This is a genomic window from Pseudomonas sp. LBUM1679, from assembly GCF_059695565.1.
The window spans coordinates 2,412,482-2,437,395 of the sequence record NZ_CP166774.1 but is presented as its reverse complement, the minus strand read 5'-3'; the positions used below and the strand labels follow the sequence as shown (position 1 = coordinate 2,437,395).

Below are 24,914 nucleotides of genomic sequence, written 5' to 3'. Positions count from 1 at the left end.
GCCCTTCTGCCCACAATGCGTTGAAGTTGTGCATCGAACAAAGAGAAGAACGCATGAACGAGAACACGGAATTCGATTACATCGTAGTTGGCGCGGGCGCTGCCGGCTGCGTGGTTGCCAGTCGCTTGTCGGAAGATCCGACTATTTCAGTCTGCCTGCTGGAAGCGGGCGGCCCGGACACGAACCCGTTGGTGCACATGCCGGCCGGTGTCGCCGCCATGGTGCCGACCTCGATCAATAACTGGCAGTACCAGACCATGCCGCAGTCGGGGTTGAATGGTCGGATCGGCTATCAGCCACGGGGCAAGACCCTGGGTGGCAGTTCCTCGATCAACGCCATGGCCTACCACCGTGGCCACCCTGAAGATTTCGACCGCTGGGCATCCCTGGGCAACCCTGGCTGGAGCTATCAGGAGGTGCTGCCGTTCTTCAAGCGCGCCGAACACAACGAACACTTCAATGACCCGCTGCACGGCCAGAACGGCCCGCTCAACGTGCGCTTCCACGCCTCGCCCAATCCGTTTGGCGAAACCTTCGTCGAGGCCGGCATGCAAGCGGGCTACCCGGCCTGCCCCGATCAGAACGGCCGGATCATGGAAGGTTTTGGTCGTGTGCAGGTGATGCAGAAGGACGGACAGCGTTGCAGCGCGGCCAAAGCCTACCTGACGCCAAATCGGCAGCGGCAGAACCTGCGCATCGAAACCCATGCCCACGCCACGCGCATCATTTTCGACGACAAGCGCGCGGTGGGCATTGAGTTCATGCAGAACGGCGTAAAACGCACACTGCGCGCCCGTCATGAGCTGGTCCTGAGTTCCGGTGCCTTCAACTCACCGCAATTGCTGCTGCTGTCCGGCGTTGGCCCTGTAAACGAACTGCTGAAGTTCGACATCCCGGTGGTTCACGAACTGCCGGGCGTGGGCCAGAACCTGGTGGATCACATCGACTACGTGCATTCCTACCGCGTCCAATCCCGTCACTTGATCGGCCTGTCGCTGGCCGGTGTCTGGGACATTGCCAAAGCCGCGTTCCGATACTGGCGGCGTCGCAGCGGGCCGTTGACCAGCAACTTTGCCGAGGCCTGCGCCTTCGTCAAAACCTCGCCGGAACTGCGTCAGGCAGACATCGAACTGGCGCTGACCATCGCCATGTTCGCCGACCATGGCCGCACGTTGTATCGCGGTCACGGCCTCAGCGTGCACGCCTGTCTGCTGCACCCGAAAAGTGTCGGGCAATTGACCTTGGCCAGTGCCGATCCGATGAAGCCACCGCTGATTGATCCAGCCTTTTTGACCCATCCCGATGACATCAAGACGCTGATCGAAGGCTATCGCGTCATCCAGAAAGTGATGGCGACTCCGGCCTTCAAGGCGTTCAACCCGAAGAGCGTGATTGACGCTGCGATGAACACTGACGCCGAAATCGAGCAGGTGCTGCGCAACCGGTCCGACACCCTTTATCACCCGGTGGGCACTTGCAAGATGGGCGCCGATCCGATGGCGGTGGTCGACGCCCGACTGAAGGTGCATGGCCTGCAAGGTCTGCGCGTGGTCGACGCTTCGATCATGCCAACTATCATTGGATGCAGCACCACGGCGGCAACGGTGATGATCGGTGAAAAAGCCGCCGACTTCATCCGCCAGGATCGCGCAGCCAGCGCCTCTAGCCCATTGAGTGACGACCATGAATCCAGCGCACTTCATCACCCCGCATAAGCTGCTGACGGCGGCAGCCGTTGTCGAACTCGGTACCGGGTTGGCGCTGCTGTTCACGCCCGGGCTGGTAAGCCATGTCCTGCTGGGGATTGACGGGACCGAGGCGACCAACCTGTTTGCCCGGTTCTTCGGGCTTGCCCTGATTGCACTGGGGATTGCCTGCTGGCCCCGGCCGGTCAGTACCGCAGCGGTTCGGGCGATGCAGGTCTACAACGGTGCGATTGCGCTGTATCTGGCATATGTCGGCGTGTTTGTCAGCAGTGGATTGTTGTTGTGGCCGGCGGTGGTTTTCCACGGGGTCATGATCGTGCTGTTGTTGCGTCGTTAACGTCCCCCCCCTTATTTTCTGTTGATCCAAAGGAGCACTCGCATGGGAGTACTGGACAGCGTTCGTATCGTCGAAATCGCTGGCATCGGGCCGGGGCCGTTTTGCGGCATGTTGCTGGCCGACATGGGCGCCGAGGTGATCCTGGTCGAACGCGCCGGCACCCAGGGCGCCGACATGCTCGACCTGGGCAAGCACGCCATCGTCAATCGCGGCAAGCAGTCGATAGCGCTGGACCTCAAGGACCCCGAAGCCATCGAAGCGGTGTTGCGCCTGATCGAAGGCGCCGACGCGCTGATCGAAGGCATGCGTCCCGGCGTCATGGAACGCCTGGGGCTCGGCCCCGACGTCTGCCTGGCGCGCAATCCGCGCCTGGTCTACGGGCGCATGACCGGTTGGGGTCAGCAAGGCCCACTGGCACAAGCGGCCGGCCACGACCTCAACTACATCGCCCTGTCCGGAGCTTTGTGGTTCAGCGGCGAAGCTGGCCAACCACCGATGGCACCGCCCACCCTGGTCGGTGATCTGGGCGGCGGCGCGCTGTACCTGGCGATGGGCATTCTGGCCGGGATCATCAATGCCAGCACCAACGGCGTCGGCCAGGTGGTCGACGCGGCGATTGTCGATGGCAGCGCCAACCTCATGAACCTGTTGCTGTCGGCGCACTCCGCCGGTCAACAACCGCTGGAACGCGGTTGCGGTCTGCTCGACGGCGCGCATTGGGGCCGCACTTACGTATGTGCCGATGGGTTGTTCGTCAGCGTGCAAGCGCTTGAGCCACAGTTCAACGCCTTGCTGTTCAACAAGCTCGGGCTGGGTGATGACCCGGACTTCAAGAGCCCCTATGACCCGCGCCTGTGGGGCACCTTGCGTGAGCGCCTGGCGGCGGTGTTCGCCAGCCAGCCCCGCCAGCACTGGATCGAATTGCTGGAAGGCAGCGATGCCTGTTTCGCGCCGGTGCTGACGCCAGCTGAAGCCATGAAGCATCCGCACATGGCCGAACGTGCTGTGTATTCACGTAAGGACGGTGTGCTGCAAGCCGCGCCGGCACCGCGGTTTTCAGCGACGCCTTCTACCGCGGGGCAAGTGCCCAAGCGCGGCGAACACACTGCACAAATTCTGCAAAGAGCAGGCATTCACCTCCAAAACACCTAACTCCCCCCCCTGTGTAGGAGCTGTCGAGTGAAACGAGGCTGCTCCTACACAGGGGGGTGGTTATTTCTTGAGGAATACTGCGACGGGGCTGTCCTCTCGCAACGCATGACAGGTATTGATCAACCGGCCGGTGGCATTGCGATACGCTTCGGCATCTTCTGCCGTGCGCGGCGCAACCATGGCCCGGGCCATTGGAATGGTCTGAAACGCCGTGGTCGCGATCGGTAACAATAATTCGGTCAAATGCACGCACCCACCGATTCCACCGAACAGTTCCTTGATCCGTCGCGAAAACCCCGGCCCGATCCGCTCCCCAATAAGCTTTTCATAGGCCGACATCGCACCGCGACACTCGCTGGTGGGCACGTCGGGCATGGCCACATGCACTTCGCGCACGATGAAATCATCGTCCAGGGTCAACCGAATCAGCATGCCATGATAGGTCTGCCCCGCCGCCACGATGCGCCCTTCGGCGAGGGTCACCGGATGGGTCTTGTTGTCACTCAATCGACCTTCAATGTCCCAAAGCCCATCGGCGCGTAAAAAGCCTTGGCATTCGACCTTGCGCCGGTGAATCAACCGGCGGCCCCACTCATCCACTTCGTCAATCATGATTGCGCACCCTTTTTGCGACGACGGCGCCACACCAGCGCGCCAACCAACAGCACCAACACCGCCATGGATGGCGGCGCGGCGGCCTTGAGTTTCGGAACGAGCACATGCTCCAAGGCGTACAACTGGCCCTGACGCTTGTAGTCGTATCCTGCCGGCATCGGCAGCACACCGTTGATGCGCGCGTACTCGGCGTAGTCAGCCTGCATGCCCCGCAAGCGCTCTGGCATCTGCTGCTGCAAGTCGATCACTTCGCCGGGGTCGGTGGCGATGTTGTAGAGGTGCCACTGTTCATCGCCAACCGGCTTGAGGTTTTTCACCAGTTTGTAGTCGCCCTTGAACAACGCGGCACTGCCGGACAGTTCATACCCGATCGCCTGATCCTCGGGGTGCACCCGCTCGGAGCGGCCTTGCAACACTGGCAGCAGACTGCTGCCGATCAATGGCTCGACGGCTTTGCCCTGGTAATGGCCGTCGTGAGGGTGTACGCCGGCCACTTCCAGCAACGTCGGGACGATGTCGGTGACGTGGCTGAAGGTCCTGGAAATCTGATTGGCCTGGATGCCCGGCACTCCGGAAACGATCAGCGGTGTACGCAACCCGCCCTCCCCGGCAAAAAACTTGTAGCCGCTCAACGGTGCTGCCGCCGCGCTGGCCCAACTCGGGCCGATGCTGGAGAACCCGCCTTTACCGCCCAAACGGTCGATGTCGCGGGAGTACTTAACCTCCAGCCACATCTTCAGGGCGAGGATGTCGTAGGGGTTGGTCGGCTCGCTGCCGTTATCGGAGAGGAACACAAACACCGTGTTGTCGTAGTCGCCAGTGGCGTTCAGATGGGCGATCAGGCGGCCGATTTCCAGGTCCATGGTTTCGCCCATGCCGGCATAGACTTCCATGCGCCGCGCTTCGTAGCGTTTTTCCTGATCACTCAGCGCATCCCAGTCAGCGGTGCTGGTCATCGTCTGCATCCCGGCCCCGGCCGGAATCAGCCCCAGTTCCACCGTGCGATCCCGACGGGCCTTGCGCAGCGCCGCCCAGCCTTCGTCATAGCGGCCACGGTAGTGGTCGATGATGGCCTTGGGCGCCTGGACCGGGATGTGATTGGCCTGAAACCCGAGGTAGGCAAAAAACGGCTGGCCGTCCTGCCGATCCGCCGCGATGTAATCCATGGCCTTGTCGACGATAAAGGTCGAGGAGTAATAGTCCTTGGGCAGGTGCGCCGGCTGGCCGTTCTCGAACCAGGCCGCCTTGTCGTACAGCGGCGCGTAAGGCCGCTCTTCCCAGTTGTCCGAGCCGCTGTCGGCCTGGATGAACGAACGCTCGAAGCCCCGGTTGTTCGGCAAGGTGTCGGGTGTCTTGCCCAAGTGCCACTTGCCGGTGATGTAGGTGTGATAACCGCTGTCCTTGAGCAGGCTGGCCACGGTGATTGCGTTGTCGTTGAGCACGCCGCTGTAGCCGGGCTTGCCCAGGTGTTCGGCGGGCATGGTTTCCGGCATGTTGCCGACGCCGTTGCGGTGATTGTCGACGCCGGTCAGCAGCATCGAGCGGGTCGGCGAGCAGGAGGCGGTGACGTGGAAATCGGCAAAACGCACGCCTTCGCGGGCCAGGGTGTCGATGTTCGGCGTAGCGATTTCGCTGCCGAACGAGCCGACATCGCTGTAGCCCCAATCGTCGGCAACCAGTACCACGATGTTCGGGCGTTTAGGGGTGGCGAAAGATTGTGGGGCGAATGCCAGGCAGCATAGAGTCATGACGAACGGTTTCAATGGGACCATTTATGGGTTCCTCTGCTTGGTGGCGAAAATCAAGATCAAAAGATCGCAGCCTGCGGCAGCTCCTACAGGGGATGTATGTTCGACCCGGTCAATGTAGGAGCTGCCGCAGGCTGCGATCTTTTGGCAGCCTCATGGTTTCAACAAAAACCCCATCACCCGCCGAAACAGCTTGCCGTAGGGCGGCCGCAGCAGGCCCATGACATCCCAGCGCGGCGGTGTGAATACGGCGCGCTGCAAGCTGAATGCCTTGAATCCATCACCACCGCGATAGCGACCGAAACCCGAATTTCCACAGCCGCCAAACGGCAGGTCGCTCTGGAAAATATGCTGCATGACTTCGTTGATGCACGCCCCCCCCGAAGAGGTTAGGTCGAGCACTTTTTTCGCCTCGGCGCGGTCATTGCCAAAGTAGTACAACGCCAACGGACGCTGTCGTGCGTTGATGTAGGCGATGGCCTCGTCGATGGATCGGTACCCGCGAATCGGCAGCAGCGGCCCGAAGAGTTCTTCCTGCATCACCAGTGCCTGCTCGGGCGGATCCACCAACAGCGTCGGTGCGATCTTGCGCACGCTGGCGAGTTCTTCCCGGGCCGGGTTGACCTCGATGCAACGCACGCACCGCGCCTGGGCATCGGTCAGATAGGTTTGCAGTCGCTGATATTGGCCAGGGGTGGCCATGGCGGTGTAATCGGGATTGTCACGCAGAGTCGGGAACATCTTGCGCAGCTCGACCTGCATGCTGGCCAGCAACCGTTCGAGGTCGTCTTCATGCACCAACACGTAATCCGGAGCGATGCAGGCTTGCCCGGCGCTGACGCCCTTGCCGCCCCAGATGCGCCGCGCGGCATCATCGAGATCGGCGCCGCGACCGATGATCGTCGGCGACTTGCCGCCCAGCTCCAGGGTCAGCGGTGTCAGGTTTTGCGCAGCGGCCGCCATCACCAGGCGCCCGACCCTTGGACTGCCGGTAAAGATGATGTGGTCCAGAGGCAAAGCGGAGAACGCCGCGCCAACTTCCGCGCCACCGACAAACGCCGCGACCTCGGTGTCGGCGAAATACCGCGCCACTAACTCGATCAGCAATGCAGCGGTCGCCGGGGTGAATTCCGATAACGTGATCATCGCCCGGTTACCCGCGGCAAACGCTTCGGCCAACGGTCCCAATGCAATGGCCACCGGGAAATTCCACGGCGCCATGATGCCGATCGTGCCTAGGGGCTGGAAGCGAATTTCGGCCTTGGCACCCAGCCATCCAGCGCCCATTTCCGGAGTTCGCCGTTCAGGCTTCATCCATCGCTGCACACGCTTGCGCGCGTATTTGAGCCCGGCCACCGGCAGCAGCACATCGCTCATCAGCGAATGATCATGGGAACGCCACGAGAAATCCGTAGCCAGTGCCTCACACAACGCCTGCTGATTCTCCAATACCAGGGCAATGACCCGGTCGATGCGATCGATGCGTAATGCGGCCGAGGGCGGTCCGTCGACAATGAAGGCTGCCTGTTGGCGTGCAAGCACGTCCTGCATGCGAGCGATGGTCACGTGGGCATCGAGGTGTTGGCTGCTGGCCATGACGTTCCTTGGGTGCTGATGATTGTTATCACCCGATGGTGCGCATCGCCCGCCCGGCGCGCCGGTCATCTGGACCCTTTTTCCAGTCTTTGGCGCAACAGATGCAGATCCTGGCAGATCAAAAGATCGCAGCCTCGTTTCACTCGACAGCTCCTACAGGGGAACACTCCATGTAGGAGCTGCCGCAGGCTGCGATCTTTTGATCTTGATCTCGCTTTCGCGCCCCTCTTTTTTCTCCAGCGGACAAGCGCTTTCGTTGCAATGACCTGCGCCGCCCTCGACGGCATTCCTACTATCGGCTCATCAACTACGCCAACAGCGCGACTAACAATAAAGGGGAGTTGTCATGAGTGAAGATGTCTTGTTGTATGAAATCGTCGGCCCGGTGGCGCGCCTGACGCTCAACCGGCCCCGGGCCATGAACGCGCTGAACCTGGCGACACTCGCCGAGCTGGAACGCTGCCTCACCGACGTTGCGCTCAATGACGAACTGCGCGTGGTCATCCTCACCGGCAACGGTCCGGCCTTCTGCGCCGGTGCCGATCTGAAGGAAGTGCTGGCCGGCACCAGCCTGCCCGCCGGCGAAGCCGACTTCCTCGACCGTGCCAATCAGGTCTTCGGCCATCTGCGCAATTTCCCTAAACCCGTGATCGCGGCCCTGAACGGCGTGACCATGGCCGGTGGCCTTGAACTGGCCATGTGCGCCGACATCGTAGTGGCGGCACACACCGCGACCCTCGCCGACGCCCACGCCAACTTCGGCGTTTACCCCGGCGCTGGCGGCGCGGCGGTCCTGCCACGACTGATCCCGTTGAACATGGCGATGTACCTGCTGATGACCGGCAAATCCCTTTCAGCCACGGAAATGAAAGTCTACGGCCTGGTGTGTGAAGTCCACGCTGACGCCGAACTCGAAGGCGCCGCCCTGGCCTTGGCCAATCAGATTGCCAAAAAGAGCCCGATCGCCCTACGGCGCATGAAAGAAGTGGCCCGTGCCTCCGCCGACAAGTCCCGCGACGACGCCTTGCAGCACGAGCAAGTGATGTTGCGCCAGCACCTGCGCACCGCCGATTTCCAGGAAGGCTTGCAGGCCTTTGGCGAAAAACGCGCACCGAACTTCAAGGGCCGCTAGGCCGCCACGTCCCAGAAATCAGCAGGAACAGACAATGAACGATATCTACGTAGTAGGCGTTGGCATGACGCCGTTTGGCCGATTGCTGGAGCGCAGCGTCTACGACATGGTCGACGAGGCCGTCGGCCTGGCGTTGAAGGATGCCGGCGCCACCACCGCTGACGTCGGCTCGGTGTATTACAGCACCATGACCAACGGCCTGTTGCAGGGCCAGACCGGTATTCCGGGCCCGATCGCCATGCGCCGCATCGGCATCGAAGGCGTCCCGGTGTTCTCGGTGGAGAACGCCTGCGCGTCTGGCTCCTCGGCGTTCAATCTCGCCACCCTCGCCTTGCGTGCGGGTCAGTGCGACATCGCTCTGGCAGTCGGCGCCGAGAAGATGAACATCCCGGACAAGGCGAAGATGTTTGCCGTGTTCGATGGCGGTTGGGACGTGTCCACCGTTGAGCAGAACAAGCGCACCCTGCTGGCCATGGGCGAAGGCATCGTTCCGCCGCCGGGTACCGTTTCCGAGCGTCCTTACAGCGTGTTCATGGATGTGTATGCCGCGATCTGCCGCAACCACATGCTGCGTTACGGCACCACGCAACGGCAGATCGCTGCCGTCGCAGCAAAGAATCACCAGCACTCGGTACACAACCCCCTCGCGCAGTTCCAGCAAGCCTTCAGCATCGACGAAGTGCTGGCCTCGCCACCGATCTGCTACCCGCTGACCACCCTGATGTGCTCGCCGATCAGCGACGGCGCCGCCGCCGTGGTGCTGTGCAACGCCGACGGCCTGAAGCGCTTGAAAAACGCCGGCGCCCGCGCCGTTCGTGTACTCGCCAGCGTGGTGCAGACCGGCAGCAACCGTGGCCTGGATGAGCCGGAAAAAATCGTCGCGCATCTGGCGGCGAAAAAAGCCTATGCCCAGGCCGGTATCAATCCATCCGACGTCGACGTCGCCGAAGTCCATGACGCCTCGGCCATCGGCGAAATCCTCAACGCCGAATCGCTGATGCTGGTGCCGTTCGGCGAAGGCGGCCCGGCGGCCGAGCGCGGTGATTTCACCGTCGGCGGCCGCATGCCGATCAACCCGTCCGGCGGCCTCGAATCCAAGGGCCACCCGATCGGTGCTACCGGTCTGGGGCAGATCCATGAACTGGTCACGCAACTGCGCGGCGAAGCCGGCAAGCGCCAGGTCGAAGGTGCGCGCATTGCCATTCAGGAAAACGGCGGTGGCCTGTTCGGCATCGAAGAAGCCGTGGTCGCCGTCAACATTCTCGCCAACAAGAACATTTAAGGAGAACCCTATGGGACACGTCATGCGCACCCCGGAACAACTCGAAGCCGTCGAGAGTTTCCGTCGCTTCCTGGCCGACAAGATCGACCCGGTGTTCAACAAGGAATACCGCGACAAATTTATCCCGCGTGAAAAAATGGCCGAGATCATGCGCCAGCTCACCGAGTTCGGCATGATCTCCGGTGCCGTCAGCGAAGAGCACGGCGGCCTCGGTCTGGACTGGCCGACCATGATCATGCTCTTCGAAGAAGTCGCCGCGTGCTCGGTGGACCTGTCGACGCCGGTGGTCATCAACTCCTTCGGCGCGCAGATGCTGGAAAAACTCGCCCCGGATCACCTGCGCGAGCGCTACCTGCCGGGCCTGATCAGCGGCGACCTGTTCGTCAGCGTCGCCATCTCGGAGCCGGACGTCGGCTCCAATGTGCTGGAAATCAAGACCCGCGCCCGTCGCGACGGTGATGACTTCATCATCAACGGCGAGAAAACCTGGATCAGCAACGGTTCCTACTCGGACTTCCTGATCTGCACCTGCCGCACCGGCGATGACCCGCGCAAAGGCCTGACGCACTTTCTGCTGGACCGTAAAGAACATCCGTACGAAGTACAGAACATCCACAAGATCGCCTGGAACAGCCAGTCCACCGCGCAGATATTCCTCAACGACGTGCGGGTGCCGGCCAGCAACATCATTGGCAAGGAAGGCGAAGCCCTGAAAAACACCCTGTCGTTCTTCGAGCGTTCACGGGTGTTTGTGGCGGCGCAAGGCCTGGGCATCGGCCGCCGCGCACTGGAAGAAGCGGTGCGTTACGCCAAGGAGCGCAAGCAGCACGGCAAGTTGATCGCCGGTCACCAGTTGATCAGCGCGATGCTCGCGGAAATGGCTACCAACGTCGACGCCGCCCGCCTGTTGACCTACCGCGCCGCCGAGATGATCGGTGCCGGCATTCCGGCAGAAATGGAAGCGGCCATGGCCAAGTACTTCGCCTGCGAAGCAGCGGTGACCATCGCCCGTCAGGCGGTACAGATCCACGGCGGCGCTGGCGTGACCACCGATTTCCTGGTCGAGAAACTCGCTCGCGAAGCGATCATCGTGCCGATTCCGGAAGGCACCACCCAGATCCAGCAACTGATCATTGGCCGCGCCCTGACCGGGGTCAACGCGTTCTGATCAGCCGCCCGTTCGACACCTAAAAACAACAACCCGGCACCTAGGGTGCCGGGCAGCGAACAAGGACACTTTCATGCGTATTCAAGACAAAGTCGTTGTAATCACTGGCGGTGCATCGGGCCTGGGCCTGGCGACCGCGCATTACCTGGTTGAAGAAAAAGCCGCCCGCGTGGCGATTTTCGACCTGAACATCGCAGCCGGCGAAAACGCCGTGGCCGACATTGGCGCGGATCGGGCGATGTTCGTGCAGACCGACGTCAGCGACGAAGCCTCGGTGCAGAACGCGGTCGATGCAGTCATTGCCAGATTCGGCGCGATTCACGTGTGCATCAATGGCGCCGCCGTGCCGACCGGTTTCAAAGTGCTGGGCAAGGAAGGCAAGGCTGCGCCGCTGGCGCGTTTCGCCCAGGCCACGGCGATCAACCTCAATGGCGTGTTCAACGTCATGTCCAAGTGCGCCGAGCACATGGCCAACAACGAAGCCGAAGCCGGCGAAGAGCGCGGCGTGGTGATCAACGTGTCATCCGGTGCCGCGTATGAAGGCCAGGTCGGTCAGTGCGCCTACGCCGCCACCAAGGCGGGGGTCATTGGCCTGAACATGCCTGCCGCCCGTGAACTGGGTGCAATCGGTGTGCGAGTCAACGCCATTGCGCCGGGCCTGTTCCTGACCACCATGGTTGCCGGTCTGGACGAGAAAATCTTGAGCTCGCTGAAAGAACAAATGGAAGCACCCAAGCGCCTGGGCGACATGCGCGAGTTTGCCCATTGCTGCGCCTTCCTGATCGAGAACGCCTACATCAACGGCGAAACCATCCGCCTCGATGCCGCGTCGCGCATGCGCGCCCGGTAATCGGCGTTGCGATCTTCTTGAGCCATTAGAGCATCCACCATGAAAATGAATTTTTGCCGGGTCATGCGCTTGCTCGCGCTGCGTCATCGCGATCAGGAAGCGATCGTCAACGTCGAGCGCAACCGGCGTTTCACCTACGAGCAATACCACCTGCTGACCAACCGTATCGCCGACGTCCTGCGTACCACGCTGCAAGTACGCATGGGCGAACGTTTCATGCTGATCCTGGAAAACGACAACCTCAGCCTGATGATGTTTCCCAGTACCTTCAAGCAGGAAGGCACGGTGGTCATGACCAACCTGCGCGACCCGCTCGACGAGCACGCACGGCAGATCGACCTGGTCAAACCCCGGCTGGTGTTTCTCGAAACCCGCCTGCTGGACAACTACTACGGCATGCTGCGCAGTCGTGGTTGCGAGATCGTGGTGATGGACCCGCCCACCGCCGAACAAAGTGCCCTCCCCGGTGTGCACAGTTTCTGGCCGTTGGTGGAGGCGGCGTCCGATCTCGACAACGACGTGACCCTCGATACCGACCAACACATCTGCATGTTGCGCTTCACCGGTGGCACCACCGGCAAGGGCAAGTGCGCGATGTACTCCATCGACAACTGGATGGCCTGTCGTGATGCGGCGTTCATCAACACCGATCTGGGGTTGTCCAGCGCCACCCGACTGCTGCATGTCTCGCCGTTGTCCCACGGCACGATTATGCTGTTCTTCCCCACGGTCTACGGCGGTGGCAGCAACATCACCCTGAACCAGCTGGACATGGAAAGTTGGCGGCAGATCGTCGAAAGCGAGCGTGTCACCCATTCGTTCCTGGTGCCGACCGTGCTGTACCGCTTGCTGGAATTGCAGCGCGCTGACCCGAAGGATTTCTCGTCCCTGACCACGTTGATCTACGGCGCGGCGCCCATGAGCCCGGACAAGCTCGGCGAACTGGTCGCGTGTTTCGGGCAGATTTTCGTCCAGGGCTACGCCGCCACCGAAGCGCCGATGATCATCGCATCGCTGGACAAGGCTGCTCACCAACCCGGCGATGCCGCTGCGTTGCAGCATTTGTCATCGGCCGGTCGCCCTACCCCCGGTGTCGAAGTGTTCATCGCCGACCCCGACGGTAACCCGCTCGCCGTTGGCGAAACCGGTGAAATCCGCATTCGCTGCAAAGCCATCATCAAGGGTTACTACGAGAACCCGGAAGCAACGGCGGCGGAATTCGCCGACGGCGCGTGGAAGTCCGGCGATCTGGGGTACATCGACGGCGATGGCTACCTATACATCGTTGACCGGCTCAAGGACATGATCATCAGCGGCGGTTTCAATGTCTATGCAGTGGAAGTCGAGGCCGCGCTGGCGGCGCACCCGTCGGTGCTGATGGCAGCAGTGGTCGGCATTCCGCACCCGGAATGGGGTGAAGCCGTGCACGCCGAAGTGATCCTGCGTCAGGGTGAAACGGTGACTTCAGAAGAGTTGATCGCACAAACCCGCACTCGACTGGGCGGCTACAAGGCACCGAAGTCGCTGGTGTTTGTCGATGAACTGCCGACATCGGTGGTTGGCAAAGTGTTGCGCCGGCAGGTGCGGGAAAAGTACTGGCAGGGTTCGTTGCGCAAGATCAGTTGAAGTTCGGTACAGCGTCTGCTCGCTGGAGCAGGCGCTGACCTGCGCACAGCCTCTACATCATAAGCGTGCGCATATCGCTGGTCATGCCCCTGATCGCCGCCTTGAAATCCTCGGCGGTGATGGGCTCGCGGGAATGTCCATGTGCCTGGAAAACCTTGTGCTAGGATTTTTTCTCACGTGATGCGATGCGTTTGAATCAACCGATTCCCTGGATGATGGAGTTCGGCAATGAAAACTACTTTTTCCTGGCTGACGATCGTACTGGCAAGTCTGGTGGTCAGTGCCTGTGCCACCGTAGGAGCCGGCAGCGGGGGCCCTGGCGAGACGGAGATTCGCTCGGGCAAGATCGAACAGATCGTGCTCACACAAATGCAGACCAATCACGACAGCGGGGTCGGGGCCATTCTTGGCGGGCTCGCCGGCGTCGGTATCGGCAGTCTGATCGGCAGCGGCACGGGGCGGGATGTCGCCATGGTAGCCGGTGCCCTTGCCGGCGCAGCCGGTGGTAACTACGTAGAAAAGAAAAAATATGACCAGCCCAAGGAAGCGCAACAGATCATCGTTCGGGTGAGAAGTGGTGTGCTGGTATCGGTGACTCAGCCGATCAACCCTGCGCTAAGCAAAGGCATGAACGTTTACATCGAAGGCACCGGGAACGACGCCCGGGTTGTTCCGCAAAGCTAGACCGCGCAAGCAGAACAATCTCCGAACAGCCCCCGCCCTCACTTGGGGAACAAAAACGTCACTGCCGCCCGTACGCCCCAGCCTCGGGCACCGTCTTGCGGGCTGTCGGCCCAGTAACGCGGCCCGAGCTGAATCGTCAACGGTTGCCCCGCCAGTTTCAGCAGTTGGGTGACCGTCGCATTCACCGGGACGGCCCACTCCCTGGTTTGCCAGTTGTAAATCGACTCGGTGTTGATTCCGAAGGTGGTGTAGGTGGCGGTGGTGTACGACAGGAACGGTTGCAGGAATGTCTGGTTAACCTTCTGCGCGCCATTTGACCCCTCACCGTCCAGGCTCCAGATATGGTTGGCCAGAATGCCTCGGGTCCAGCCGTTCGATTGCTTCAGTGCCACCACCGTGGGACCCAGTCCCCATTGGCGACTGCTCAACAAGCTGTCGCTGCCGGTGGGAATCAGGATCGCCGGCCCGCCCCCAAGGATCCAGCCACTGTGCGTCGGCGCTTTCGGGGAGAAGAAGAAGCTCTGGGTCACGTCACCGATACCGGACTTGTCTGCCACGCCATTCGGGGCCAGACCATGCTGATCGATCACCGGCAAAATCGTGCGCGAAATCAGGTTCCACTCACTGTTCAATTCGAATGGCAACACCGGCTGGATATTGGTCACGCTGTGTATGCCCTCGCCCGTCGACCCCATCTTCTGGTCCCAGGTGTACTGGATCGGCAGGCTATACATCGCCGCAATCGGGTTGAGGGATTTTTTGGCCAGTTCGGCAGAATCTTCCGCGAAGGCCAGCCCCACAGGAGCAAGGCAAACGCTGCAACTGAGCAACAGATACCTCGGTTGATTGATCAGCATGTTTTAACTCCCGACGGAATCAACTGCACTCGCTCGGTGACCGAGTCTTGTATGGCTGCTCCCTCTTGATTACGGCATCGGCACTACGGTGTAGAAAACGCCGTTGGCACCGTAGGCAGGTCGCACCCACGAATTTGCGCACTGGTAAAAAGTACCGCCTGAAACGGTTCTCAGCCCACATCCGGAGGGAAGGCTGACAAAGGTTGTTCCCATGGGCATGGTCGACGGTGCGGAGGCCGTCATTCCCGCGTTATAGCCTGCGCCGTAGGCGTTATTGTTTGCATTCTGATTGGCCGCAGTGGCGATAGCGGCGCCGGCCACCACGCCTGCCGCTGCAGCGGCGGCGGGATTGACGCCCTCGTTATAACCGCAGTTGTAGCAGCCGCTGCTGGCATAAACAGCGGTCGGCGGGTGGTAGTAGCTGGTGCCGTAAGTTGCCGGATGGTAGGCGGTCGTCCCATATCCGTTCGCATGGTAACCGCTGGCAGTGGCGCCATATTCACCCTGGGCGTGCCATGTCCCCTCGCCACCGGAGGCCGTGCCACCTTCGGCTCCAGTGCCATGCCACGAACCTTCGCCACCGGAGGCGGTGCCGCCATTTTCGTCTTTGCCGCTCCAACTACCGCCACCACCCGAGGCCGAGCCGCCGCGATAGCCTGAACCGCTCCAACTACCACTACCGCCGGACGCCGAACCGCCTCGATTGCTTTCTCCACTCCAACTGCCACCGCCGCCCGAAGCCGAACCGTATTCACCGGAGTGACTCCAGGAGCCACCGCCACCGGAAGAGCGTCCGAAGCTGGAAGCGTGCGACCAGGCCGCAGCTTGATTACAGGTAAGCGCCGCGACTAACAGGCCGGCGAACTTCAAGGTAGATCTGTTCATGCTCAGTCTCCTCGCTCAAGGTGTTGCGAGCGGTGCTTTAACCCCTTCCGGGGCGCGCAGGTCTGGCGGCGGAGCAAACTGAATCCTGTGTGCGTTCTCGATGTGCTCTGGCTTGAAGAAGTCCGCAGACAGCGCCGAGCCAAGTTTCCAGTCACTGAACGCGACCTGATGCCGGGATTGGGTCGGATCGTCACGAAACACCGCACGCAACATGCGCGGCAACTTGTCTTGCGTGCCGATCCAGGCTTGCACAAACACCACGTCATTGGCGTAAGCAATCACATCCGTCGTGGTATCGCCGACCACCGTGGACTGACCGATGTAAAACGCCAGGCGCATGTCCCTTTCCAGATCCTTGTAGGGATCGGCAACGATGACATCGGTAAAGGGAAAATAGATTGCCGCGCGCTGGTAAGCCGCCTCAAGGGTCGCATCGATGGTGGCAGGTGCCTCTGCTTGGGCCAACAGGTTTTCCTTCGGTTCAAAGGCATAGGCTTGCTTGCCGTCGTAGTAGAACTCGGTCGCAGGGCCATCGCCCGAGGTCAATACGCGCAGGCGATCGGGCCGCTGCACATTGACGAGTGCCACGGTGTTATAGGCCAACGGTGGCCCCAGCCGGCTGGGTTTCTCGTACGTGGTGATGGCCTTGAAACTCATGCCTTGGGTGCCCGCCAGCCTGGCGCTCATAGCCTTCAAGATTTCCAGCGCCTTGGGCTCCAGTTGAACCGCTGGAGCATCAACGGCAGGGGTTTGGGCCGCGTACAAGGGGGCAGCAAACAAGCCTATGATCAAACCGAGAGAGAACAACCGGACATGCTGTAAGAAGTGTGACATCGCTTGCTCTCCGCAGAGATCAGGTCAGGGTTTTAAGCGTAGCTGCGAAAGTAAAACCGCAACGGATTAATTTTCCGTTCCGCGCGAGCTTTTCTAGATGAGATGTCACCAACCATCTGAATCGCCGAACAGGCTGTAAACCCCATGAAACAACCACACAAGGTGGGGGAACTAATTACTGGATATTCCACAATTCCTACCTACTCTCTTCGCGGGGGATCCAATTTTCAAGAGCAGTCGGGGGGCTTCTCACAGGGTACTTTCGCTAGTGCGCAGGAGCTCGACATGAACCGGACCACGTTATCCTCGGCGTTCGCTTTATCAATACTGCTGTCTGCAATGGTTGTCCCCGGCATGACCCAGGCGGCTGACAAACCGCCCCCGAACATTGTGGTGATCATGGGCGACGATATTGGCTGGTCCAATATCGGCGTCTACAACCAGGGCATGATGGCCGGTCGAACACCCAGCCTCGACCAGCTTGCTGCCGAAGGCATGCGCTTTACCGACTATTACGCCGAGGCCAGTTGCACGGCCGGGCGCGCCAACTTCATTACCGGTGAACTGCCGATCCGTACCGGGATGACCACGGTCGGTCAGGCCGGTTCACCCATCGGCATTCCTGCCGAAGCCGTGACCATCGCCACCGCGCTGAAATCCATGGGGTACGCCACCGGGCAGTTCGGCAAAAACCACCTGGGCGACTTGAACGAGTTCCTGCCCACCGTGCACGGGTTCGACGAGTTCTTCGGCTACCTCTATCACCTCGACGCCATGGAAGACCCGGCGCACCCCAACTATCCGCAGGAACTGCTCGCGACCGTGGGGCCGCGCAACATGGTGCACAGCTGGGCAACGACTACGGATGACTCAACGGTGATGCCACGCTGGGGCAAGGTCGGCAAACAGAAGATCGAAGACGCCGGCACCCTCTATCCCGACCGGATGAAAACCGTCGACGACGAAATTCGCGACAAGGCGTTTGCCTTTGTGGACAAGGCCAAGCAGGACAACAAACCGTTCTTCCTCTGGCTCAACCCGACCCGCATGCACATCGTCACGCACCTGTCCGACAAGTACGAAGCCATGCGCAATGCGCAAAATGGCTGGTCGGAACAGGAAGCCGGCATGGCGCAGCTTGACGACATCGTCGGCGATGTCATGGCCAAGCTGAAAAAAGACGGCATGGATGACAACACCATTGTGATTTTCACCACTGACAACGGTGCGGAAAACTTTACCTGGCCGGATGGCGGCACCACCCCGTTTGCCATGGGCAAAGGCACAGTGATGGAAGGTGGCTTCCGGGCACCGGCGATCATTCGTTGGCCTGGTATGGTGCCGGCTAACCAGATTGCCAACGGTATCATGTCCGGCATGGACTGGTTCCCAACCCTCGTTGCAGCGGCCGGTAACCCGAACATCACCACCGAACTGCTCAAGGGCAAGCAACTGGGCGATAGAACGTACAAGGTTCATCTCGATGGCTATGACCAGACGCCGATGATCACCGGCAAAGGCCCGTCGAACCGCCATGAAATCTTCTACTTCGGCGAAAGTGCGCTGGGCGCGGTACGGATTGACGACTACAAGTACCGATTCATTGATCAGCCTGGTGGCTGGATGGGGGCCAAAGTCGCTGTCGATGTACCGATCCTGACCAACCTTCGCCTCGATCCGTTCGAGCGTATGGGCTGGCCGGAAAACCAGGCCGCTCAGGGTTCCCAACAGTACTTCGACTGGTTCAAGTTCCAGTTCTGGCGCTTCGTGTTTGTCCAGCAACAAGTCGCCAAACTGGCTGAAACAGCGATCGAGTATCCACCGATGCAAAAAGGCGCGAGCTTCAACCTCGATTCAGTCAAAGCCAAGATCGCAGCGGCTCGGGCGGAGATGGCCAAATAAGCAATCGAGTACACGGGTGGCCAGCGCTGGCCACCCGCGTTCGTGACGGACAGTTGCTGAGGTGACCCCATGCAGATAAAAACATCCGCCCTGCCCGCCTTGACCCTGCTTGCGCTGTGCTGCCAACAGGCCCATGCGGGCGGCATCCTGCTCTACGAAATCGGCACGGATAACGCTGGCCTGGCCAACGCCGGTGCCGCCGCCCGGGCGCAGGGCCCTTCGACCATCGCCAGCAACCCGGCGGGCATGAGCTACCTGCCGGGCACGCAAATCACCGGTGGATTGCAGATTCTCTACGGCGACCTGACCTTCAACCGCGATGCCGACACCAACGGCACGGGCACTGGCAGTGGCAACGCCCTCGACCCGATTCCCGGCGGCAGCTTCTTCATCAGCCATGAACTGGATGAGCACTGGAGCGTCGGTTTCGGCAACTACGGCGACTTCGGCCTGGCGGCCAATTACGACAACGACTGGTCCGGGCGCTACTTCGCACAGAACGCCAGCCTCGCCGGTTTGTCGTTTGTGCCCAGCGTGGCTTACCGCTTTAACGAGCAATGGTCGGTGGGCCTCGGCGTGAAAGCCATGTACGGCATGCTGCAAGCGCAAACCGCGATCGACCGCTCCCCCTTCGGCCTCAGCGATCGCAGCGACGGCCAGTTCAAGTACAAAGACAACGATTGGGGGTTTGGCGCGAATGTCGGGGTGATCTACGCCCCGCAACCCGGCACCCGCATTGGCCTGGCCTACACCAGCAAGGTCGATCTGGACTTCGAAGACGGGCTGGACGTAAAAGGCGATGGCCCTCTGTTGCAGCGCCTCGATGGCCTCAATACCAAACTCGACATGACAGTGCCGCAAACCGCCACCCTGAGCCTGTTCCAGCAACTCGACCCGCAATGGGCGTTTCTGGCTTCGGTCAACTGGCAGGACTGGTCAGAGTTCGGCGATATCGCCGTGCAGGTCGACACCACGGCGGTCGGCGCCCAATCGACCACGGTCGACGCCCACTTCAAGGACACTTGGCAACTGGCGCTCGGCGCGCAATACCAGGCCACCGCGCAACTGTTGTGGAACGTTGGCGTCGCGTATGACAGTAGCGCCGTTTCGGACGGCAACCGCACGTTCACCGTGCCCATGGGCGAATCCTGGCGCATTGCGACGGGGGCCACCTATGCTCTGAACAAGGTCACCGACATCAACGTCAGCTGGGCCATGGTCTGGCTCGGCGACATGCCGGTGGACCAGACCAAATCCACGTCGGGCACTCGAACTTCCGGTCAGTTCGACAGTGCCTGGGTTCAAGCCGTGACCGGAAACATGACCTGGCGCTTCTGACGCCTGCTACCGAAAAAATACGACTCAATCCATGGAGCACTCATCACATGAACCTGTCCCGAAAATTGCTCATTGGCGCTGCACTGGCCAGCCTGCTGCTAGGCGGTTGTACCTCGAAAGTCACCGAAAAGGCGCAGTATTCAGGCTTCCTGTCCAACTACAACAACCTGCAGCAAGTCACCACCACCAGCGGCGAGACAGCCATGCGCTGGGTGAGCCCCTCCTGGAATCCCGACGCCTATAACACCGTGGTATTCAACCGGCTTGAACTCTACCCGGCGCCACAGCCCAACGAGCGGGTGAATCGGCAGACGCTGGAAGAAATACAGAACTACATGACCAGCAAAGCCAAAAACACGCTCGGGCAGAAATACGAGGTGGTATCGAGCGAAAAATCAGCGCCGAAGGGTTCAAAAACCCTGATCATGCGCGCCGCGATCACCGGGGTGAATGCCGAAAACGAAGGCATGAAGTGGTATGAGGTGATTCCGGTTGCCGCCGTCGTGGGTAGCGTTTCCGCTGCCAGTGGCCATCGCGATCAGGACACCACGCTGTTCATCGAAGCCGAGTTCATCGACGCCAGCAACAACCAGACCGTGGCCAAAGTGGTGCGTAAAGTGTTCGGCAGCCAGGTTTCAAACGCCAGTCAGAAAATCACCGCCCAGGATTTCAAAGCGGCGATCGATAAACTGGGCACCGATTTGCAGGCGTTCATCCGGTAAGAATCAGAGCATGCGTTTTTACACAACCTGGACCTATAGCTGACACTGGCAGCGGCGGCGCTTCGCGCCGTCCGCTGAAACAGATTGTCAGTTTCACTTGACCAGTTCGACCTCGCTCGGCCGCCACTCTTTCGTAAAGAACGATTCAAGCGGGCTGTAAAGGCGCAGGAGCGTAAACCACCCTTTGTCGGGCGTGGTCTGGATCCAGTTGCCTGCCTTGGCGTCAGCGGGCCTGGAAGGGCCGAAGTAGATGGTCGTCGACCCGTCCGCGTTCTCTGTGGCGGCCGGTGTAGGGTAGGTCTGGCTGCCTGCGCGCGGGTAACGCTGCGGCGTCTGGAGCATTGACCGCGTCTGGTTGTCGTAGACGGTGAACGACCAGAACTTGGCTGCGGGGATCTTCGGCGGCAGGGTCACCTTGTAGGTCTTGCCGCCATCGAAGGGATTTTTTTCAGCATCAGTGAAGCCCATGAGGTACTGCGAACCGACATTGGGCAATCGCATGATCATGCCCGGCGAATCCATGGTGTAGCCGTAGTAAAAGGCTGCGCGGGAGTCGAGGGTCCGCGCGCCAGTCGGCGGCAACGCTTTGAACAAGCCTTCCTTGGTGATCGTCGGCGGCGGCGTCTCGAAGTCGAACCCACCTTGCCATAGCATGTTGGCCCACATCGAGTTTGGATAAAGGGACCAACCAGGATAGTCAGCGGCACGCCAATTCAGCGCTCGCCCAGCCGCGTTGCCCACGGCCGCAGCGTCGGTGAGAATCTTCTTCATCCGGGCGTCGGGACTGAAAGGTTTGCCCTTGACGATGCCAATGGCCGCCAGCTGACCAATGAGTTCCGGGTTGAAAGAAGTGGCCGGTTCCAGCTGTACGAGCTTGTCGAGCATCTCGAAATAGGAGAAGTCGTTAGGCGCGATTGTATTGAATGACTTGCCGCTCCCCTCAACGAACTTCGTCGGCGGTATCGGCGGATTGGGCGCTAGCCTGACGTTGCCTTCGAGTGCCGTGGCAATGCTGGTGCCGAACCCGCCCGGCGTGTAGGGGTAGATCTTCAGCGATTGTTTGATCGCTGCCACAGCAGGTTTCGGATCGTTGTTCTCCATGAAGGCACGAACGGCGTAGAGAACATGATTGGTTTTTGATCGGCCCACGAAAAAGCCGCTGTCTGGAAGAGGACCGTCGTAGTCCGGCGGCACGACCAGGTACTTGCCTCCTTCACCCCGATCAGGGCCGGGCGCGCCGATGTCGATGATCCAGCCGAACCACATGTCATTGAGCGTGCCGAGTGCCTTCGGTGGCACCTCAACCACTAACGGCCCCTTCGTCAAGTCGAGGACTGCGAGCGTATAGATCGTATCGACGTTGGCGGTGAGAAAGAGCGATTTGGAGTCCATCAACTCAGAGAAAATAACCACCGAGTTGTCTTCAGCCCCAATGCTGTGGAAACCCTCGCGAACCGCATAGGCCGAGGCGCCCGAAAAACTGTTCATGAACGCGTCTATACCACGGGTGAAAGCCAGGGTGTCGTAGACGTCCTGAGCGGTTTTTGCGCTGGGCGCGCCGTCCTTGAATTCCAGTGTGCCGATGCGGGTCTCGAGGCGATCGGGCGTGGTGATCGCCGGGGGGATTTCGGTGGCGGTCTGCGTCTCGGCCATTACAGGAACGGCCAGCGCGACTAAGGTCGCCAGTACGGCCAGTGGTCTGAGCGTGTGCGGCATAGTGCTCTCCTTGAGAGACGTCTATTGCATTGACTTCCCAAATAAATTTTGTGGTGGCATGTCACCTTCACGACGCGGGTTGTCTCGTGCGAGTTGGCCCACGTGCGTTTCTAGTCTTTGTTGCCGACCTTGTTCCGGGCTGCCTCCTTGCCCGCGACACTCAACTGCGGCGGTTCGAGCTTGACGGTGAGTTTGTGCAGCGAGCCGTTGAACGCGAACGGCACCTGGTAATCCTTGTCATCGACGGGGGTACCGGTGTCGGAGCCGACGTCGAAACTTTCATCCACGCCGAAGACGAATGGAACGCTGCTGGGAATCGTACGGCTCGCCACTTGCTTGCTATCCACCGAGAGCACGCCGGTGCCGCCTTTCCCGAATCCCGGCCCGGCGTATTTAAAATCGAAGCTGATGCCGTGCTTTCCAGGAGTAAGCGCCTCGGTCCCTTCCCAACGGAATTGCGCCACACCCTCAAGGTTGTAGCTGAAAACCGGCTTGCCTTTGAGGAGGTAGAGGGCATAACCACCAAAGCGGCCACCATCAGTCACCAGCACACCGTCGCCCCCACTTTCCGGAACAGTGACATCAGCCGAAATGACGTAGGATTTGTTCAATATATTGGGCTCGTTGCCTGGAAGAATGCCGGTCACTGGCGACAAGTAATTGAACTCGGTGCGTCCGGCGACGATGCTCGGCCGCTGCGCAACGACGCGTGTAAAGCCGGAAGCGTCAAGGGGCAACACCTGATACTTGTTCGCTTCTACCCAGAACAGATCCTGCAGCTCCTTGAGCTTTTCAGGGTTGGCGGCGGCGACATCGTCGTTTTGGGTCCAGTCCTTGGTGATGTCGTACAGCTCCCATTTGACGCCATTGACGATGTCCTTGGGCGGCTGCGCGGTAATGTCCCAAGGTGCACGGTAGGGCGTCGTCGATGCCATCCAACCCTCGTGGTAGAGCGCGCGCAGGCCGAGCATTTCGAAATACTGCGTGGTGCGCGTGGAAGGCTTGGCGGCATTCGGCTTGTCGAAGAGGTAAGCCATGCTCGTGCCTTCGATGGGTTTCTGCGCAATGCCGTCTACCTGGAGCGGCGCGTCAATGCCGGTGGCTTCGAGGATCGTCGGCTCGATGTCAATAACGTGGTGAAACTGGTTGCGGATGCCGCCGACATCCTTGATCCGGTTCGGCCAGGAGATCGCCATGCCTTGGCGGGTGCCGCCAAAATGTGACGCGACCTGTTTGGTCCACTTGAAGGGGGTGTCCATGGCCCAGGTCCAGCCCACGGCCATATGCGGATAGGTCTGGTCCGAACCCCAGGCGTCGAGATATTTCATCTGGTCGGCCACCGGTACGTTGATGCCGTTGAAAGTGGTCATCTCGTTCGGAGTGCCATTGGGTGTGCCTTCTGCGCTACCGCCGTTGTCGCCGCTGATGTAGATAACCAGCGTGTTATCGAGCTTGCCCATGTCATCAATCGCCTGGATCACCCGGCCGATTTCATGGTCGGTGTACGCGAGGTAGGCCGCATAGACCTCCATCTGGTGGGCATACAGTTTCTTCTCGTCCGCCGGCAGTTCGTCCCATTTCTTCAGAGAGTCCGGCCACGCAGTGAGCTTGGCTGCCTGGGGGATGACGCCGAGGCGCTTCTGATTGGCGAAGATCTGTTCGCGCGCGGCGTTCCAGCCCATGTCGAATTTGCCCTTGAATTTGTCGATCCATTCGGGCGTCGGGTGATGCGGCGCGTGGGTGCCGCCGGGCGCGTAATACAGAAAGAACGGTTTCTTCGGATCGAGCGCATTCAACTCGTTGACGTAACCGACGGCGTCATCTGCCATCGCGGTGATCAGGTTCCAACCCGGTTTGCCGACGTAAGGATGGATCGGGGTGGTGTTGCGCATCAGATTGCCCGGTTGCCACTGGTTGGTTTCGCCTCCCATGAACCCGTAGAAGTAATCAAAACCCATGCCGATGGGCCATTGGTCGAACGGGCCGGCCTGGCTGATCTGGAACGACGGGGTGTTGTGGTTTTTGCCAAACCACGACGTTGCGTAACCGTTGTCCTTGAGAATTTTGCCAATGGTCACCTTGTCCTTGGTAATGACGCTGTTGTAGCCGGGATAACCCGTTGAAATTTCCGTGATCACACCGAAACCGACGGAATGGTGATTGCGTCCGGTAATCAGGGCAGCACGCGTCGGCGAGCACAGCGCCGTCGAATTGAATTGCGTGAAGCGCAATCCGGCTGCCGCGACGCGATCCATGGTCGGCGTCGGGATGAGGCCGCCGAACGTACTGGGCGCACCAAAGCCGACGTCATCGGTGATGATCAACAGGATATTCGGCGCGTCTTTGGGCGGTACGACGGTCGGGGACCAATAGGGCGTCGAGGTCGTGGCATCGAGGTTGATAACGCCGCCGAATGCCGCGGGCGGGTTCGGGAGATATCTGCCGTCGATGGTCGTGGTCGCGCTCGGTGAACCGGGCGTGCCGTAAACTTGCGGAGTCGCTGCCTCGGCGGACGAAAGCACAAGCATGGCAAATGCCAGCCCTGCACCGACTCGCGTGTGCAGCCTTAAAGGTCGATTCCAGTGTGCATTGGCCATGGCCAGCTCCTGTAACCCCCACACCCCAGGCTCTGGAGTGTAGAACCATTTTTCTTTCTCGCCAGCCCATTCAGCGCCCGGATCGTAACCTGAGTGGTCATTGACAATAGAGTCGTGGCGCCTATATCTGATCCTGATGCCAGGAAGGCTCAGCAATGGTCGCAGCC

General features: G+C 60.5%; 20 protein-coding genes. 12 read left to right on the top strand and 8 right to left on the bottom strand.

Features of this window, described 5'->3' with window-relative positions:
- Window positions 1-53: 53 nt before the first annotated feature.
- Genes ACA062_RS11280 through ACA062_RS11270 form a run of 3 tightly spaced genes read left to right on the top strand, consistent with a single transcriptional unit; the run spans window position 54 to window position 3,195 of the window.
- Window positions 54-1,715, top strand: a complete 1,662-nt coding sequence (locus ACA062_RS11280) for a GMC family oxidoreductase (protein WP_497456427.1) — start codon at window positions 54-56, stop codon at window positions 1,713-1,715.
- Complete coding sequence (locus tag ACA062_RS11275) at window positions 1,684-2,043, top strand: hypothetical protein (protein ID WP_497456426.1); 360 nt, start codon at window positions 1,684-1,686, stop codon at window positions 2,041-2,043. The genes ACA062_RS11280 and ACA062_RS11275 overlap by 32 nt, the downstream gene beginning before the upstream one ends.
- 42 nt (window positions 2,044-2,085) lie before the next feature.
- Window positions 2,086-3,195 (top strand): CaiB/BaiF CoA transferase family protein, encoded by a 1,110-nt coding sequence (locus tag ACA062_RS11270; protein ID WP_497456425.1) that lies wholly within the window; start codon window positions 2,086-2,088, stop codon window positions 3,193-3,195.
- 60 nt (window positions 3,196-3,255) lie between these two features.
- Here ACA062_RS11270 and ACA062_RS11265 read toward each other — a convergent pair whose 3' ends face one another.
- From ACA062_RS11265 to ACA062_RS11255, 3 genes are all read right to left on the bottom strand, one after another.
- Window positions 3,256-3,807: a DUF2889 domain-containing protein gene (locus ACA062_RS11265; RefSeq protein WP_497456424.1), complete on the bottom strand. Its 552-nt coding sequence runs from the start codon at window positions 3,805-3,807 to the stop codon at window positions 3,256-3,258.
- Entirely contained in the window at window positions 3,804-5,582 is a 1,779-nt protein-coding gene (locus ACA062_RS11260) for an arylsulfatase (RefSeq protein WP_497456423.1), read from the bottom strand. The genes ACA062_RS11265 and ACA062_RS11260 overlap by 4 nt, the downstream gene beginning before the upstream one ends.
- Before the next feature lie 129 nt (window positions 5,583-5,711).
- The gene (locus ACA062_RS11255) at window positions 5,712-7,154 is read right to left on the bottom strand and encodes a coniferyl aldehyde dehydrogenase (protein ID WP_497456422.1); all 1,443 of its coding nucleotides are present in this window, start codon (window positions 7,152-7,154) and stop codon (window positions 5,712-5,714) included.
- Window positions 7,155-7,500: 346 nt separating this feature from the next.
- Here ACA062_RS11255 and ACA062_RS11250 point away from each other — a divergent pair, with 346 nt between their 5' ends.
- The 6 genes from ACA062_RS11250 to ACA062_RS11225 all read left to right on the top strand — a co-directional run bounded on the left by ACA062_RS11250 (window position 7,501) and on the right by ACA062_RS11225 (window position 13,896).
- Window positions 7,501-8,286, top strand: coding sequence for an enoyl-CoA hydratase/isomerase family protein (locus ACA062_RS11250; protein WP_497456421.1), 786 nt, complete (start codon window positions 7,501-7,503; stop codon window positions 8,284-8,286).
- A gap of 34 nt (window positions 8,287-8,320) precedes the next feature.
- Window positions 8,321-9,568, top strand: coding sequence for a thiolase family protein (locus ACA062_RS11245; protein ID WP_497456420.1), 1,248 nt, complete (start codon window positions 8,321-8,323; stop codon window positions 9,566-9,568).
- Window positions 9,569-9,578: 10 nt separating this feature from the next.
- Entirely contained in the window at window positions 9,579-10,736 is a 1,158-nt protein-coding gene (locus ACA062_RS11240; protein WP_497456419.1) for an acyl-CoA dehydrogenase family protein, read from the top strand.
- A 73-nt stretch (window positions 10,737-10,809) separates the two neighbouring features.
- The gene (locus tag ACA062_RS11235) at window positions 10,810-11,586 is read left to right on the top strand and encodes an SDR family NAD(P)-dependent oxidoreductase (protein WP_497456418.1); all 777 of its coding nucleotides are present in this window, start codon (window positions 10,810-10,812) and stop codon (window positions 11,584-11,586) included.
- A gap of 39 nt (window positions 11,587-11,625) precedes the next feature.
- The gene (locus ACA062_RS11230; RefSeq protein ID WP_497456417.1) at window positions 11,626-13,212 is read left to right on the top strand and encodes a class I adenylate-forming enzyme family protein; all 1,587 of its coding nucleotides are present in this window, start codon (window positions 11,626-11,628) and stop codon (window positions 13,210-13,212) included.
- Window positions 13,213-13,440: 228 nt separating this feature from the next.
- Window positions 13,441-13,896: a glycine zipper 2TM domain-containing protein gene (locus ACA062_RS11225; protein WP_497456416.1), complete on the top strand. Its 456-nt coding sequence runs from the start codon at window positions 13,441-13,443 to the stop codon at window positions 13,894-13,896.
- Window positions 13,897-13,934: 38 nt separating this feature from the next.
- Here ACA062_RS11225 and ACA062_RS11220 read toward each other — a convergent pair whose 3' ends face one another.
- The 3 genes from ACA062_RS11220 to ACA062_RS11210 form a co-directional block, all read right to left on the bottom strand.
- Window positions 13,935-14,753, bottom strand: coding sequence for a transporter (locus tag ACA062_RS11220; RefSeq protein WP_497456415.1), 819 nt, complete (start codon window positions 14,751-14,753; stop codon window positions 13,935-13,937).
- Between the two features lie 69 nt (window positions 14,754-14,822).
- Window positions 14,823-15,638 carry a hypothetical protein gene (locus ACA062_RS11215; RefSeq protein ID WP_497456414.1) on the bottom strand — a complete coding sequence of 272 codons (816 nt, stop codon included), beginning with the start codon at window positions 15,636-15,638 and terminating at the stop codon, window positions 14,823-14,825.
- A 15-nt stretch (window positions 15,639-15,653) separates the two neighbouring features.
- On the bottom strand, window positions 15,654-16,472 hold the full coding sequence (locus tag ACA062_RS11210; protein WP_497456413.1) for a DUF2092 domain-containing protein: 819 nt from the start codon (window positions 16,470-16,472) through the stop codon (window positions 15,654-15,656).
- Between the two features lie 285 nt (window positions 16,473-16,757).
- Between ACA062_RS11210 and ACA062_RS11205 the strand changes: the two genes are divergently transcribed.
- The 3 genes from ACA062_RS11205 (at window position 16,758) to ACA062_RS11195 (ending at window position 20,434) form a co-directional block, all read left to right on the top strand.
- The gene (locus ACA062_RS11205) at window positions 16,758-18,374 is read left to right on the top strand and encodes an arylsulfatase (protein WP_497456412.1); all 1,617 of its coding nucleotides are present in this window, start codon (window positions 16,758-16,760) and stop codon (window positions 18,372-18,374) included.
- 69 nt (window positions 18,375-18,443) lie between these two features.
- Window positions 18,444-19,712, top strand: a complete 1,269-nt coding sequence (locus tag ACA062_RS11200) for an OmpP1/FadL family transporter (RefSeq protein ID WP_497456411.1) — start codon at window positions 18,444-18,446, stop codon at window positions 19,710-19,712.
- Window positions 19,713-19,759: 47 nt separating this feature from the next.
- A complete protein-coding gene (locus ACA062_RS11195) occupies window positions 19,760-20,434 on the top strand; it encodes a DUF3313 domain-containing protein (protein ID WP_497456410.1) in 675 nt (224 codons plus the stop codon).
- A 93-nt stretch (window positions 20,435-20,527) separates the two neighbouring features.
- Here ACA062_RS11195 and ACA062_RS11190 read toward each other — a convergent pair whose 3' ends face one another.
- Together ACA062_RS11190 and ACA062_RS11185 are read right to left on the bottom strand one after the other, a co-directional pair.
- Window positions 20,528-22,150, bottom strand: coding sequence for a DUF1254 domain-containing protein (locus ACA062_RS11190; RefSeq protein ID WP_497456409.1), 1,623 nt, complete (start codon window positions 22,148-22,150; stop codon window positions 20,528-20,530).
- A gap of 110 nt (window positions 22,151-22,260) precedes the next feature.
- Window positions 22,261-24,903 carry an arylsulfatase gene (locus ACA062_RS11185; RefSeq protein WP_497456408.1) on the bottom strand — a complete coding sequence of 881 codons (2,643 nt, stop codon included), beginning with the start codon at window positions 24,901-24,903 and terminating at the stop codon, window positions 22,261-22,263.
- Window positions 24,904-24,914: the final 11 nt, after the last annotated feature.